Source organism: Silvimonas iriomotensis (assembly GCF_014645535.1).
Classification (GTDB): domain Bacteria; phylum Pseudomonadota; class Gammaproteobacteria; order Burkholderiales; family Chitinibacteraceae; genus Silvimonas; species Silvimonas iriomotensis.
This window is the reverse complement of record NZ_BMLX01000001.1, coordinates 1329549-1342918: the sequence shown is the minus strand read 5'-3', so window position 1 is coordinate 1342918 and position 13370 is coordinate 1329549. Positions and strand designations below refer to the sequence as shown.

The 13370-nt window shown below is 61.4% G+C and carries 15 protein-coding genes; 14 read left to right on the top strand and 1 reads right to left on the bottom strand.

What is annotated here, in order from left to right; genetic code table 11:
• Positions 1–125: 125 nt before the first annotated feature.
• Positions 126–257, bottom strand: coding sequence for a hypothetical protein (locus tag IEX57_RS21295; protein ID WP_268238309.1), 132 nt, complete (start codon positions 255–257; stop codon positions 126–128).
• On the opposite strand from IEX57_RS21295, the gene IEX57_RS05975 reads away from it, so the two are divergent.
• The 14 genes from IEX57_RS05975 to IEX57_RS05910 all read left to right on the top strand — a co-directional run bounded on the left by IEX57_RS05975 (position 256) and on the right by IEX57_RS05910 (position 13308).
• Positions 256–1209 carry a sugar ABC transporter substrate-binding protein gene (locus IEX57_RS05975; protein ID WP_188703302.1) on the top strand — a complete coding sequence of 318 codons (954 nt, stop codon included), beginning with the start codon at positions 256–258 and terminating at the stop codon, positions 1207–1209. The genes IEX57_RS21295 and IEX57_RS05975 overlap by 2 nt on opposite strands.
• Before the next feature lie 263 nt (positions 1210–1472).
• Positions 1473–3023, top strand: a complete 1551-nt coding sequence (locus IEX57_RS05970) for a sugar ABC transporter ATP-binding protein (RefSeq protein WP_188703301.1) — start codon at positions 1473–1475, stop codon at positions 3021–3023.
• A gap of 77 nt (positions 3024–3100) precedes the next feature.
• Positions 3101–4132 carry an ABC transporter permease gene (locus tag IEX57_RS05965; RefSeq protein ID WP_188703300.1) on the top strand — a complete coding sequence of 344 codons (1032 nt, stop codon included), beginning with the start codon at positions 3101–3103 and terminating at the stop codon, positions 4130–4132.
• 34 nt (positions 4133–4166) lie between these two features.
• The gene (locus IEX57_RS05960; RefSeq protein ID WP_188703299.1) at positions 4167–5168 is read left to right on the top strand and encodes a LacI family DNA-binding transcriptional regulator; all 1002 of its coding nucleotides are present in this window, start codon (positions 4167–4169) and stop codon (positions 5166–5168) included.
• 90 nt (positions 5169–5258) lie between these two features.
• Entirely contained in the window at positions 5259–6206 is a 948-nt protein-coding gene (gene rbsK, locus IEX57_RS05955; protein WP_229708781.1) for a ribokinase, read from the top strand.
• Positions 6203–6610, top strand: coding sequence for a D-ribose pyranase (gene rbsD / locus IEX57_RS05950; RefSeq protein WP_188703298.1), 408 nt, complete (start codon positions 6203–6205; stop codon positions 6608–6610). The genes rbsK and rbsD overlap by 4 nt, the downstream gene beginning before the upstream one ends.
• Positions 6611–6810: 200 nt before the next feature.
• Positions 6811–7914, top strand: coding sequence for a nucleoside hydrolase (locus IEX57_RS05945; protein WP_188703295.1), 1104 nt, complete (start codon positions 6811–6813; stop codon positions 7912–7914).
• 239 nt (positions 7915–8153) lie between these two features.
• A complete protein-coding gene (locus IEX57_RS05940) occupies positions 8154–8498 on the top strand; it encodes a carboxymuconolactone decarboxylase family protein (protein ID WP_188703293.1) in 345 nt (114 codons plus the stop codon).
• A 57-nt stretch (positions 8499–8555) separates the two neighbouring features.
• Positions 8556–9341 (top strand): SDR family NAD(P)-dependent oxidoreductase, encoded by a 786-nt coding sequence (locus IEX57_RS05935; RefSeq protein ID WP_188703291.1) that lies wholly within the window; start codon positions 8556–8558, stop codon positions 9339–9341.
• Positions 9342–9389: 48 nt separating this feature from the next.
• Positions 9390–10064 carry an SDR family NAD(P)-dependent oxidoreductase gene (locus IEX57_RS05930; RefSeq protein WP_188703289.1) on the top strand — a complete coding sequence of 225 codons (675 nt, stop codon included), beginning with the start codon at positions 9390–9392 and terminating at the stop codon, positions 10062–10064.
• Between the two features lie 8 nt (positions 10065–10072).
• Positions 10073–11167, top strand: coding sequence for a flavin monoamine oxidase family protein (locus IEX57_RS05925; RefSeq protein WP_188703286.1), 1095 nt, complete (start codon positions 10073–10075; stop codon positions 11165–11167).
• Position 11168: 1 nt separating this feature from the next.
• Positions 11169–11858: a cupin domain-containing protein gene (locus IEX57_RS05920; protein WP_188703284.1), complete on the top strand. Its 690-nt coding sequence runs from the start codon at positions 11169–11171 to the stop codon at positions 11856–11858.
• 2 nt (positions 11859–11860) lie between these two features.
• Positions 11861–12796 (top strand): transcriptional regulator GcvA, encoded by a 936-nt coding sequence (gene gcvA, locus IEX57_RS05915; RefSeq protein ID WP_188703282.1) that lies wholly within the window; start codon positions 11861–11863, stop codon positions 12794–12796.
• A 2-nt stretch (positions 12797–12798) separates the two neighbouring features.
• Positions 12799–13308: a DNA-deoxyinosine glycosylase gene (locus IEX57_RS05910; RefSeq protein ID WP_229708778.1), complete on the top strand. Its 510-nt coding sequence runs from the start codon at positions 12799–12801 to the stop codon at positions 13306–13308.
• The last annotated feature ends 62 nt before the right edge of the window (positions 13309–13370 follow it).

Sequence of the window (13370 nt, the reverse complement as noted above, 5' to 3'; positions counted from 1 at the left end):
CACCATTGTGGTGAATTTATAGTAAAAAACGCTGGCCAGATCGCCCCTGGCTAGTGCAGCGCAATACGAAATGCAGTTGACGACGGCAGGCGAAATGAACGTAAATTGTAGTGCGCAAACGTTTGCTACATCCGGCTCTGCCAAGGCAGGGCCAGCAATCCAGATTGCGCATCTTTTTTAGCTTGATGCGCAAACGTTTGCTTTATCAAAATCACCAAATCAGTGCAGTACAAATCGATGATGAGGAGTCCCAGCATGAAACATAATTTCCGTCGCCTGGCCGCGATGACAGTTGCAGTCACCGTCGCTGCCGTGTTGCCGATTTCCAGCGCCTTTGCCGCTGATGCACACAAGCCCAAGGTTGCGCTGGTGATGAAGTCCCTGGCCAACGAGTTCTTCCTGACCATGGAGAACGGTGCCAAGGATTACCAGAAGGCCAACGCCGCCCAGTTTGACCTGATCACCAACGGGATCAAGGACGAAACCGACACCGCCAACCAGATCCGCATCGTCGAACAGATGATCGTTTCCAAGGTGGACGCCATCGTGATCGCCCCGGCAGATTCCAAGGCACTGGTGCCGGTGGTGAAGAAGGCCGTTGATGCCGGCATCATCGTTGTGAACATTGATAACAAGCTCGACAACGACGTGCTCAAGTCCAAGAACCTGAACGTGCCGTTCGTTGGCCCGAACAACCGCGCAGGCGCCAAGCAAGTGGGCGACTACCTGGCCAAGAAACTGAAGGCCGGTGACGAAGTAGGGATCCTGGAAGGTGTATCGACCACCACCAACGCCCAGCAACGTACTGCCGGCTTCAAGGATGCGATGACTGCCGTGGGCGCCAAGATTGATTCGGTGCAATCGGCCGAGTGGGAAATCGACAAGGGCAACAGCGTTGCTGCCGCCATGCTGAACGAATACCCGAACATCAAGGCACTGCTGGCCGGTAACGACAACATGGCCATTGGCGCCGTGTCTGCCGTGCGCGCTGCGGGCAAGCAAGGCAAGGTGATGATTGTCGGTTACGACAACATCAACGCCATCAAGCCGATGCTGGCGGACGGCCGTGTGCTGGCGACTGCCGACCAGTTTGCTGCCAAGCAAGCCGTGTTCGGAATCGACGTTGCCCTGAAGGCCATCAAGGATCACAAGAAGCAGGCTGATCTGGCTGGCGCCGTAGAAACACCGGTACAACTGATCACCAAGTAAGCGCGCCTGACAAACATGGTCTGGCGGCGTTGCACGCACGTGCCTTATCCACACGGATTGCCGGCCCTGAAACCGGGGTGCCAGGGGCCTGTGCAGGTGCGTTGCCAGACTTGTTTTGCTGATTTTTGTCAGCCGCTTTCAGCGTAGTTGAGTAACAGGTATTCGGGTGCAGCGTCCCCATGCGCTGCACCCGGGCCCGAGCCCGATCCGGTGCCACGGTGCTGGCAAGCCAGCAGGGTTCTGGCGCATAACAGGACAAGATCATGTCGTCTGATCGTGAAATCATGGCCGTCACCGGCGTGGGCAAGGATTACGCCACAACGGTACTGGCCGATGTCAGCCTGCAGTTGTTTGCGGGTGAAGTGCTGGCGCTGACGGGTGAGAACGGCGCTGGCAAGAGCACGCTATCCAAGATCATTGGCGGTCTGGTGGCCCCCACGCATGGCCAGATGAACTATCTGGGCCAGCCCTACGCCCCGCAAAGCCGCACCGCTGCCGAAGACGCCGGTGTGCGCATGGTGATGCAGGAACTGAACCTGCTGCCCACCTTGTCGGTGGCAGAAAACCTCTTTCTGAACAAATTGCCGCGCAAGGCTGGCTGGATTTCCCGCCGGCAATTGCGTGAAGACGCCCGCCGCGCCATGGCGCAGGTGGGGCTGGACAGTATTGATCCGGACACGCTGGTCGGTGATCTGGGCATTGGTCACCAGCAAATGGTGGAAATCGCCCGCAACCTGATCGGTGAATGCCGCGTGCTGATCCTGGATGAACCCACGGCCATGCTGACCGCGCGGGAAGTGGATCTGTTGTTTGACCAGATCGCCATCCTCAAGGCACGTGGTGTAGCGCTGGTGTATATCTCGCACCGGCTGGAAGAACTGGCTCGTATTGCCGACCGCATTGCGGTGCTGCGCGATGGCCGTCTGGTCTGTGCGGATGACATCAACCGCTATACCAGCGACCAGCTGGTGACGCTGATGGTGGGCCGTGAACTGGGCGAGAAAATCGATTTTGGCGTGCGTCATATCGGCGAGCCCATGTTGTCGGTACAAGGCATGCGCCGTGGCAACGTGGTGCGCGATGTGTCGCTGGAAGTGCGCAGTGGCGAAATCTTCGGCATCAGCGGTTTGATCGGCGCCGGGCGCACAGAACTGATGCGGTTGATCTACGGCGCCGACAAGGCCGACGCAGGCACGATCCAGATCGGCCACCCGCTGCGCACGGTCTCGATCAACTCGCCGGTGGACGCCGTGCGTGAAGGCATTGCGCTGATTACCGAAGACCGCAAAGGGGAAGGGCTGCTGCTGTCGCAGTCGATTGCCGCGAATGTCTCGCTGGGCAATATGGATGCCGTTTCCAGCCACGGCATCATTGATCAGCAGAAAGAAACCGCGCTGGCCCAGCGCCAGATTGCCGCCATGCGCATTCGTACTTCCGGTGCGGCCCAGACGGTGCAGGAACTCTCTGGCGGCAATCAGCAAAAAGTCGTGATTGGCCGCTGGCTGGAGCGCGACTGCGACGTGCTGCTGTTCGACGAACCCACCCGCGGGATCGATATCGGCGCCAAGTTTGATATCTACGCGCTGTTTGGCGAACTGGCGCGCAAAGGCAAGGCGCTGGTGGTGGTGTCCAGCGATCTGCGTGAACTGATGCTGATTTGCGACCGCATTGCGGTGCTGTCTGCCGGCAAGGTGACGGGCACGTTCGAGCGCGACACCTGGACCCAGGATGCCATTCTGGCCGCGGCCTTTGCCGGCTACCAGACGCGTGACCGCATGCTGGCCGAAGGCCATGCCGAGCCCGCCAGCGCTTGAAGTCCCGACACAACAAACACATTGCAAAACCAGGATGCAGACCACGCTGACACAGCGTGGTGACAGGAGTGGATCAAATGACTGACCAACAAACCAACGCCGTCGCACCGGATGCCCAGGCACCCGCTGCTGCGCCGTCGACCGCGCTGCCCAACAACAATGGCGGCATCATGCGCGGTCTGAGTACTTATCTGGGCCTTGCCGGCGCGCTGATCGCGATGATTGCGCTGTTCTCGGTGCTCAGTTCGCACTTTTTCACCTACGACACCTTCAGCCTGATCGCCAACCAGATTCCTGATCTGGTGGTCATGGCGGTGGGCATGACGTTCATCCTGATCATTGCCGGTATCGATTTGTCGGTGGGTTCGGTCCTGGCGCTGGCCGCATCGGTCGTCAGCGTGGCTGCGCTCAAGTACCAGATGGGCCCGTGGTCGTCGGCCTTGCTGGGCATGGGCGTGGCCGCACTGGCCGGCGCGCTGACCGGTACAGTCACGGTGGCGTGGCGTATTCCGTCGTTCATTGTGTCGCTGGGCGTGCTGGAAATCGCCCGTGGTCTGGCTTATCAGCTGACCAACTCGCGCACGGCCTATATTGGCGCGCAGTTTGACTGGCTCTCCAACCCGATCGCGGTGGGGATTTCGCCGGCTTTCCTGATTGCCGTGGCGGTCATGATCATTGCCCAGCTGGTGCTGACCCGCACCGTGTTCGGCCGCTATCTGGTCGGCATCGGGACCAACGAAGAAGCCGTGCGCCTGGCAGGGATCAACCCCAAGCCGTACAAGCTGGCCGTGTTTGCGCTGATGGGTCTGTTGTCGGGTCTGGCCGCGTTGTTCCAGATCTCGCGTCTGGAAGCCGCTGACCCCAATGCGGGTCAAGGCATGGAACTGCAAGTGATCGCGGCGGTGGTGATTGGCGGCACCAGCTTGATGGGCGGGCGTGGTTCGGTGATCGCCACTTTCTTTGGTGTGCTGATTATCTCGGTACTGGCGGCTGGTCTGGCGCAGATCGGGGCCAATGAACCGACCAAACGCATCATTACCGGTGCAGTGATTGTGGTTGCGGTGGTGCTGGATACCTATCGCAGTCATCGCGCCAAAAAGCGCGCCTGATCCTCTGCCAACAAAAGAACCGGAATAACAGACCATGGCCACCATCAAAGACGTCGCTACGCTGGCAGGCGTGTCGTTTACCACGGTATCGCACGTGGTGAACCGCACGCGCCCGGTCAGCCGTTCAGCACGCGAAAAAGTGGAACAGGCCATTCGCCAGCTCAATTACGTGCCTTCTGGCGTGGCCCGTTCGCTCAAGGTGCGGGCCACATCGACCATCGGTTTGCTGGTGCCCAACAGCACCAACCCGTACTTTGCCGAGCTGGCGCGCGGGATAGAGACACGCTGCGAGCGCAATGGCTACTGCGTGTTTCTGTGCAACTCGGACGATGATCCAGAAAAGCAGCGCAATTACCTGCGGGCGCTGCGTGAGAAACGCATCGACGGCCTCGTGATTGCCTCGGCCGGGGACAACTACTCGCTGATGCAGGGTCTGGTCGATAACCACGTGCCAGTGGTCATCGTCGACCGTGAAGTCGAGGGCGTGGCAGCAGATCTGGTCGAAATCGACCACGAACTGGGTGCCTACGTTGCGACCAGACACCTGCTGGAACAGGGGCATCGGCGCATTGGCTGTATCAGCGGGCCATCGACCATGGCTGTGGGCACGTTGCGGGTGGCGGGTTTTCGCCGCGCCATGGCAGAGGCGGGCGTGCCGGTATTGCCCGATGCCGTGGTAGAGAGCGATTTCTCCAGCCCGGGCGGCTACTACGCGGCGTCGCGCCTGTTTGCCGGGCTGATGCCCACCGCCATTTTTGCCGGCAACGACATGATGGGCATTGGCGTGTTGCGGGCCGCGGCAGAGCGGGGGATCCGCGTACCGCAAGATTGCTCCGTCATCGGTTTCGATGACATTGAACTGAGTCGTTATGTATACCCGGCGCTCTCCACGGTCGGGCAGTCGATTCCCCAACTGGGCGAACAAGCCGCGCAACTGCTGCTTGATCGCATCAACGGCACGGCCTCCGGCACGCCGCGACGCCAGATTGTGGCGCCACAACTGACGCTGCGCGAATCCACCGCGCCCTGCGTGTGAGGCTGGCGCCGCCCGATTTGAATAACCTTGCAACGCACACAAGAAAAACGGCAAGACCGCAATGCGCGGCAGAACACAGGAAACAAGGCAGTGAACGCAGTCAACAGCAACAAAGATGAACACAAGGCCGGCCATGTGCTGATCGTCGGCAGTCTGAATATGGACCTGGTGGGCCGCGCGCCGCGCCTGCCCAAGCCGGGCGAAACCTTGTCCGGCACGTCTTTTGCCACCATCGCCGGCGGCAAGGGCGGCAATCAGGCGGTTGCTGCGGCACGCCTGGGCGCGCACGTGGCCATGATTGGCGCCACCGGCGCAGACAGTTACGGCGCTGCGCTGCGCGCTGGTCTGGCGGACGAGGGCATCAACTGCAGTGGCATTACCACGCGGGCCAATACGCCCACCGGCGTCGCCATGATCATTGTGGATGATGCCAGCCAGAACGCGATCCTGATCGTACCGGGCGCCAATGGCGAAGTGACGCCGGCTGCCATCAAGCAACACGAGGCGCTGGTCGCCACCGCCGATGTGGTGGTCTGCCAGCTGGAAGTACCGCATGACACCGTGCTGGCCGCGCTGCAAACCGCGCGCCGCCTGGGCAAAGTCACCATCCTGAACCCGGCACCGGTCAGCGAGCCCTTGCTGGCGTCCTGGTTGCCGGAAGTCGATTACCTCATCCCCAACGAGATCGAAGCCGCGACGTTGTCCGGTATCGCCGTGGATTCGCCGCAGGACGCGTGCATTGCCGCCCAACGCCTGCGTGCCCTGGGTGCCCGCAATGTGCTCATCACCCTGGGCGCCCGTGGTCTTGTGGCATTGACTGGGGAGGATATGGCGCATTACCCCGGTACGCCGGTCAAAGCCATCGATACCACCGCCGCTGGCGACACCTTTACCGGCGGTTTTGCTGCAGCGCTGGCGCGGGGTGCCAGCGTGCATGACGCCATTTTGCTTGGTCAGCGGGCGGCCGCGATCTCGGTCACGCGTGCTGGCGCGCAGCCATCCATTCCGTATCTGCATGAAGTGGAGCAAACCGCATGAAGAAAACCAAGGTGCTGAACAGCGCGCTCTCCCGCGTGATCGCCGCGCTGGGGCATGGCGACATGATCCTGATTGCCGATGCTGGCATGCCCACGCCGCTGCACGCGCCGGATGTGGAAATCATTGATCTGGCGCTGACCGCCGGCACCCCGGCGTTTGCCGAGGTGCTGGCCGTGGTATTGAGCGAAATGCAGGTGCAATCGCATGTGGTCGCCCAGGAAATGCTGGATGGCCGCCTGCCGCCGCTGGCCGCGCTGGACCAGTCTGCCACCCTGACGGGCGAGCGCCAGGTGGTCAGCCACGAAGCGCTCAAGGCCCTGAGCCACAACGCGCGCGCATTTATCCGCACGGGTGAATGCACGCCGTATGCCAATGTGATGCTGGTGGCCGGCGTTACCTTCTGATTCTGGCCATCTGCCGGCCAGTTGAATTTGCTGTTTTCCCTCTCCTGACATGACCGCGTGGCCTGCGGTTGTGTCGGGCGCTGTAGTCGTTCCGTAGTTGTATTTCTGAAATCTGCACGACCTTGCTTACGCCGGATTCTTTCCAGACTTCGGGCGGGGATTCGTGCACGCCGCATTTTGAGAAAAACCAAGGAGACAACATGAAGAAAACAGTTTTATCCGTGCTGTTGCTCGGTTCCGCTTTACTGACCGCATGTGGTGGCGACAACAGCGCCAGCACGCCAGCACCCAAAATCATTATCGATTCTGACTTCAACACCATGGGCGATGATGGCCAGTTGTTTGTCATGGCCACGCAACTGATGGCGCAAGGCAAGGTCAACGTGCTTGGCCTGACCATAGAAAGCGGCAACGGCTGGCTGATGCAGGAACAAAGCGATGCACTCAAGGCGGTGGAACGCATGGGCGTCTCGCAGCAGATTGGCGTATACGGCGGCGCGGATTACCCGCTGACGTACGATGTGAACAGCATCAACGCCCAGATTGCCGCTAACCCCAACGGCTGGTTTGGCGCGTGGATGTTCCCCAAACCGCAAACTGCGGCAGACTTGACCGCACCCCCGGATGGCTTTGCCACGCATACCAGCCTGCAGGGCCAGAACGCGTCTGATTTCATGATCCAGACCATCAAGGCGCACCCGCACGAAGTCACCATTCTGGAAGTCGGCCCGGCCACCAACCTTGCCATTGCCTTGCGCAAGGCGCCGGAAATTGCGCCGCTGATCAAGGCCATTGTGTATATGGGCGGCAATATCAACGTGCCCGGAAATTCCAATGCGGTGGCGGAGATGAACTGGTGGTTTGACCCGGTCGCCATCCAGGAAGTCTTGCGCCAGGATATTCCGCAATCGGTCATTCCACTGGATGTCACAGACACCGTCCCGCTCGATCAGGCCACCTTTGATGCCATTGCGCACAACCCGGCCAGGCAGACCATCGTCACGCAGATTTACGACACCGAAAACGCGCAGTTCCTGGGGCCGGACGCGCATATTTTCGATACTTTGACCATTGCCTGGCTGCTTGATCCGACCATGGCGACGCAAACCACAGATGCTTATCTGAGCATCAACACCACGCTGTCCGATCAGCAAGGGCAGGTCACCGCCAGCACCACGACGCCAATTGCCGGTGGCTCTGTGCGCAAGATCCGTTACGTGAGCCAGTTTGATAACGCCCGCTTTCTGGCCGAATACATCGACCTGCTGACCCGCCCGGTGCCGGTGACATTGCCCGTATTCTGAACTCCACTGCCCCAATGATGACCCCTGTACGGTTTTGCCGGGCAGGGGTTTTTATTGCCTGCATGCGCCGGTAGAGAAAGATTTTCTTCTTATGACGCGCAGATATCCTGATTTGTGACCTGGCCGGGATCGGAGAAAAATCCAGTCATGCCAAGCGGCTCTGTCAAAGCAAAGTGCGATGCCAGATCAATATGACCGCATAGAAAAACCATGCCACATCCCGAAAAAGGAACGACAACATGATGCAAGACTGGAATCACTATCGCGACGCATTGCTGGCCCGCGTGAACGACTTCGCCAAGCTGAGCCCGGACGTATTGCGTGGTCTGCAGACGGTGGAAAACAGCGCCGCCCGAACCGGCCACCTGGACGCCAAAACCCATGAACTGATTGCGCTTGCCGTGGCGGTCACTACCCGATGCGATGGCTGCATTGCAGTTCACACCAAAGCGGCGGTGGCGCAGGGCGCGAGCCGCGAAGAAATTGCCGAAGCGCTCGGCGTGGCCATTGCGCTCAATGCCGGTGCCGCACTCACTTACACCGCGCGCGTGCTGGAAGTACACGACCAGCTCACCCCGGCCTGATCTACCCCGAACACATCTTTCTCTGATTCTGTGATTCTCTGAATAAAGGAAAACATCATGACTACCCAGACATTTACCGGTCGCAAACTGCTTGTCGTTGGCGGCACCAGCGGCATGGGCCTTGAAACCGCAAAACTGATCGCAGCCCAGGGCGGCGCGGTTGTGGTCATCGGCCACAACACCGGCAAACTTGAAACTGCGCGCCAGAGCCTGCAGCAGTCGGGCGGGCAGGTGGATGTGATCGAGGCCGATCTGACCTCTGCCGCCGGTGTGGACGCGCTGATCAGCACGCTGAACCAGCGCCATGCCGATATCGACTTGCTGGTGAACGCAGCGGGCGTGTTTTTTCCCAAGCCGTTTCTGGACCATGGCACGTCTGACTACGACCAGTATCAGGCGATCAATCGCGCGTTCTTTTTTGTGACGCAGGCCGTGGCAAAAAATCTGGTCGCCGCGGGCAAGCCGGGCGCGATCGTCAATATTGGTTCGATGTGGGCGCAACAAGCCATTGAAGCCACGCCGTCGTCGGCGTATTCCATGGCCAAGGCCGGTTTGCATGCGCTGACCCAGCATCTGGCCATGGAACTGGCCGGCAAGGGCATCCGCGTAAACGCCGTGTCGCCGGCCGTGGTGCAAACGCCGATCTACGAAGGGTTCATCCCCAAAGAAGAAGTCCACGGCGCGCTGCAGGGCTTTAACAGCTTCCACCCGATCGGCCGCGTAGGTACACCGCTGGATGTGGCTGAAGTGGTCGCGTTCTTGCTGTCTGACAAGGCCGGCTGGGTGACCGGGGCAATCTGGGATGTCGACGGTGGCGTCATGGCCGGTCGCAATCTGGCGTAACACAGACGGGCGCGGCGCTGCCGCGCCCTTAAGGTTAAGGATCAACCCATGTCCAGTCTCACTTCACCGCGTTCCGTGCTGATTGCCGGTTACAGCGCGGGCTTTGGCGCAGCGCTTGCCCGGCATTTTGAAGCCGCGGGCTACACGGTAATCAAAGCCTCGCGCTCTGGCGACGGAGAACAGCTTGATCTGACCGACGAAACCGCGGTTCACCAGTGGTTCAGTTGTCTGGATCGTGATTACCCGCCGCTAGCCGGTGTCATTCACAACGTCATGGCGTTTTTGCGTGAACCGCTGTTGAGTACCACGGCGGCGCAACTGGAGTCCGTCTGGCGGGCCAGTGTCATGAGTGCCTTTCTGCTCACGCGGGAGGCCGTTCCGCGGCTGGAAAGCCAGGGCGGCGGTACGCTGATTTACTCGGGCGCATCGGGCAGTCGCCGTGCCGGGCCGGGTTTTGCCGCGTTCAGCTCCGCCAAGTTTGCCTTGCGCGGGTTTGCCCAGGCGGTGGCGCGTGAACACGGCGCGCGCGGCATTCATGCCGTCAGTGTCATCATTGATGGCCTGATCGCCAGCGACAAAACCGCGGCGCGCTTTCCGGGCAGCGATCCGCAACGCATGATCAACCCGGATGATCTGGCCGCACAGTATCTGGAGTTGTTCCGGCAACCGGCCAGTGTCTGGACCCAGGAACTGGATATCCGCCCCATGGGCGGAAGCTTTTGAGATACAACATGAAGCATCAACACATTGTCATCGTCGGCGCCGGGCTGGCCGGCCTTGTGGCTGCGCAGCAACTGGCCAGGACCGGTTTGCGCGTCACGCTACTGGAAGCCCGCGCGCGTGCGGGCGGCCGCATTTTGAGCGAGCCCGTTGCGGGCCAGCAGCATCGCGCCGATCTGGGCCCGGGCTGGTACTGGCCGGAACTGAACCCGCGCCTGGCAGAACTGGTCCGGCAGTTTGATCTGGCCGATTACCCGCAATGGGCACAAGGTGCCAGCCTGCGCGAAGGTGCGGATGGCACGCGCCACACCATCAGGCAAAGCTGGATTCAGCAGCCCGAATCCATGCGGCTGGTGGGCGGCATGGGGGCGCTGGTGCAGGCGCTGCTGGCGCGGCTTGATGCGGTGGAACTGCATCTGGAGACCGTGGTGCAGTCGGTAGCCTTGACGCCGGATGCGGTGACATTGCAGGTGATTCGCGCTGGCCAGCCACAGCAGCTGACGGCCGATCTGGTCATCAGCACCTTGCCGCCGCGTTTGCTGGCCGGGCTGCAGGCCAATCCGCCTTGGCCTGCCCATGAGCAGCAACGCTGGCTGGCCACACCTACCTGGATGGCGGGCAATGCCAAGTTTGTCGCCGCGTATGATCAACCTTTCTGGCGGGACGCCGGCTTGTCAGGTGATGCGGGCAGCCAGCGCGGGCCGCTGGTGGAAATCCATGATGCCTCAGACGCTGCCGGGCAGGTGGCGCTGTTGTTCGGGTTTATCGGCGTGCCGGCACCCATGCGGCAGCAGATGGGCGAGGCCGAACTGCACCGGCTGGCGCTCAAGCAACTGGCGCGCCTGTTCGGGCCGCAAGCGCTGGCGCCGCGCTGGACTACCCTCAAGGATTGGGCGCAAGACCCGTATACTGCGCAGCAGCAGGATCAACAACCGCTATACCAGCACCCGCTTTACACCCCGATGCCACTGCCGCAGCCGTGGGCCGGGCGCCTGGTGCTGGCCGGCACTGAATTTGCGCCAGAGTTCGGCGGCTATCTGGAAGGCGCGCTGGCCTCGGCCCATGCCGCCGTCGCACAGGTGCAGGATGTCATGAAGGAATACTGAAATGCAGATCAATGCCGATCTGACGCTGCCCGCGCTGGAACACGAGACCCCCGGCGCGTGGCGGCCCACACCGGATACCGATGTGACCCGGCGCCCGCTGTTTCGTATTGGTGGCGAAGTCGCGCAGGCGACGTCGCTGGTGCGGTATGCGCCGGGCAGCCGTTTTCATGCGCATACGCATCATGGCGGCGAAGAAATCCTGGTGATCGACGGCATGTTCAGCGATGAACACGGCGATTTTCCGGCAGGGACATATTTTCGCAATCCACCCGGCACGCGCCACAGCCCGCATACGCAGGAAGGCTGTTTATTGCTGGTCCGGTTGTGGCAGTTCGTGCCCGGGGACGAAACGCAGCAAGCGGTGCCGGTGCCCGGCTGGCCAACGGCCGGTCAGGCTGCTCCGGACGCGCAGCAAACCTGGCCGGTGTATCGCAGCAGCACAGAAACCGTGAGCCTGATCTGGCTCCCTGCTAGTCAGCGCTGGTCCAGTACCGTACCGGGTGGTGGCGAATGGCTGGTGCTGCGTGGCACGCTGATGACGGCGGGTGCCACACTCGCGGCATTATCGTGGTATCGCTTGCCGTGCGGCGCTGCGCTTGACGCCACCGCAGGCGAGGCGGGCGTCTGGCTCTGGGCGAAAACCGGCCATCTGGGGCATCTGCCCGCGCCACCCGCATCCACACAAGGTTAACCATGCCGTCACTTGCGTATCTCAACGCCTTGCGCGCCTTTGAAGCCACGGCCCGCCACCAGGGTTTTGCCGGCGCGGCGGCAGAGCTGAACGTCACCGCCGCCGCCGTCGGGCAACAGGTGCGCAGCCTGGAGGCCTGGTTGGGCATCACCTTGTTCAACCGCGCCAGCAGCGGTAGCAAGCGTCTGACACTGACCGATGCTGCCCGTGCCGCCTTGCCGGATATCCAGGATGGCTTCGCCCGTTTGTCGGTCGGGCTGGCGCGGCTCAAGGACGCCCACGCCCATGCATGCCTGACGGTCACGGTGAGCCCGGCTTTTGCCGCCAAATGGCTGCTGCCACGCATTGATCGTTTCCAGCAGGCCTACCCGCAACTGGATGTATTGCTGGATACCAGCCAGGGCACGGTAGATTTTCTGGCAGAGCGCGTGGATATCGGCGTGCGCTATGGCGCCGGCAAATGGCCTGGCCTGAGCGCCACCTTGCTGATGGAAGAATCGATCTTTCCGGTGTGCTCGCCCGATTACGCCTTGCTGGAAAACGGCCGGCTTAGCGTGGCCGCGCTGGCGCAAAGTACCTTGTTGCATGATGTCTCCATGGCTGCCAACCCGGACTACCCCACCTGGCGGCGCTGGCTGGATGACGCCGGTTATCCTGAGATTGCGGCTGAGCACGGCCTGCGCATCAACAACGCCGCCGCCGTGGTGCAGGCGGCGCTGGAAGGCAAGGGTCTGGCACTAGGCCGTAGCGTCATGGTTGCAGACGATCTGGCCTCCGGCCGGCTGGTCCGCCCGTTTGGCGAGCACATCAGCCCGGTGCCCAGCGCGTATTACATCGTGCACCGGCCGGAAAGCGACAATCTGGATAAGGTCCAGTCGTTCAAAGACTGGCTGCTGGCCGAGGTCGCAAGCCAGGGCAAGGCTGCCTTGTCCTTTTGATCATGACGCCTCATTTGCCGGATATGGACCTCAAACGCTGTTTTCCACCTGTGGTTAACCCGCAAACCCGGCTACTGATCCTGGGGAGCTTGCCCGGCGAGGCCTCTCTGGCGCAGCAGCAGTATTACGCGCATCCACAAAACCGTTTCTGGGAACTCCTGGGCAGCGTCATCGGTGTGGATCTACGCGCCCAGCCCTATGCCCAGCGCCTTGATACGCTGCTGGCGCACGGCGTGGGCCTGTGGGATGTGATTGCCCAGGCAGAGCGCAAGGGCAGTCTGGATGCCGCCATCCGCAACCATGCCCACAATGCCTTGACTGATCTGATTGCCACCTTGCCGGCGCTGCGTGCGGTGGCGTTCAACGGCGGGACATCGGCGCGGATTGGCCGCAAGCAATTGCAGGTCGCCCAAGGCTTGCAACTGATCGACCTGCCTTCGTCCAGCCCGGCATACACGCTGGCGTTTGCACAGAAACTGAACGTCTGGTCGGCTTTGGCTGCCGTGTTGTGATGCCGCGCCGCCCTGGGTATCACCATACCCCGTAACCTGGTTAAAGAGGCCGGTCTGGCATG

Coding starts and splice junctions, on each gene's coding strand:
- IEX57_RS05975 (WP_188703302.1), top strand. CDS start 256: ATGAAACATAATTTCCGTCGCCTGGCCGCGATGACAGTTGCAGTCACC.
- IEX57_RS21295 (WP_268238309.1), bottom strand. CDS start 257: ATGCTGGGACTCCTCATCATCGATTTGTACTGCACTGATTTGGTGATT.
- IEX57_RS05970 (WP_188703301.1), top strand. CDS start 1,473: ATGTCGTCTGATCGTGAAATCATGGCCGTCACCGGCGTGGGCAAGGAT.
- IEX57_RS05965 (WP_188703300.1), top strand. CDS start 3,101: ATGACTGACCAACAAACCAACGCCGTCGCACCGGATGCCCAGGCACCC.
- IEX57_RS05960 (WP_188703299.1), top strand. CDS start 4,167: ATGGCCACCATCAAAGACGTCGCTACGCTGGCAGGCGTGTCGTTTACC.
- rbsD (WP_188703298.1), top strand. CDS start 6,203: ATGAAGAAAACCAAGGTGCTGAACAGCGCGCTCTCCCGCGTGATCGCC.
- IEX57_RS05945 (WP_188703295.1), top strand. CDS start 6,811: ATGAAGAAAACAGTTTTATCCGTGCTGTTGCTCGGTTCCGCTTTACTG.
- IEX57_RS05940 (WP_188703293.1), top strand. CDS start 8,154: ATGATGCAAGACTGGAATCACTATCGCGACGCATTGCTGGCCCGCGTG.
- IEX57_RS05935 (WP_188703291.1), top strand. CDS start 8,556: ATGACTACCCAGACATTTACCGGTCGCAAACTGCTTGTCGTTGGCGGC.
- IEX57_RS05930 (WP_188703289.1), top strand. CDS start 9,390: ATGTCCAGTCTCACTTCACCGCGTTCCGTGCTGATTGCCGGTTACAGC.
- IEX57_RS05925 (WP_188703286.1), top strand. CDS start 10,073: ATGAAGCATCAACACATTGTCATCGTCGGCGCCGGGCTGGCCGGCCTT.
- IEX57_RS05920 (WP_188703284.1), top strand. CDS start 11,169: ATGCAGATCAATGCCGATCTGACGCTGCCCGCGCTGGAACACGAGACC.
- gcvA (WP_188703282.1), top strand. CDS start 11,861: ATGCCGTCACTTGCGTATCTCAACGCCTTGCGCGCCTTTGAAGCCACG.
- IEX57_RS05910 (WP_229708778.1), top strand. CDS start 12,799: ATGACGCCTCATTTGCCGGATATGGACCTCAAACGCTGTTTTCCACCT.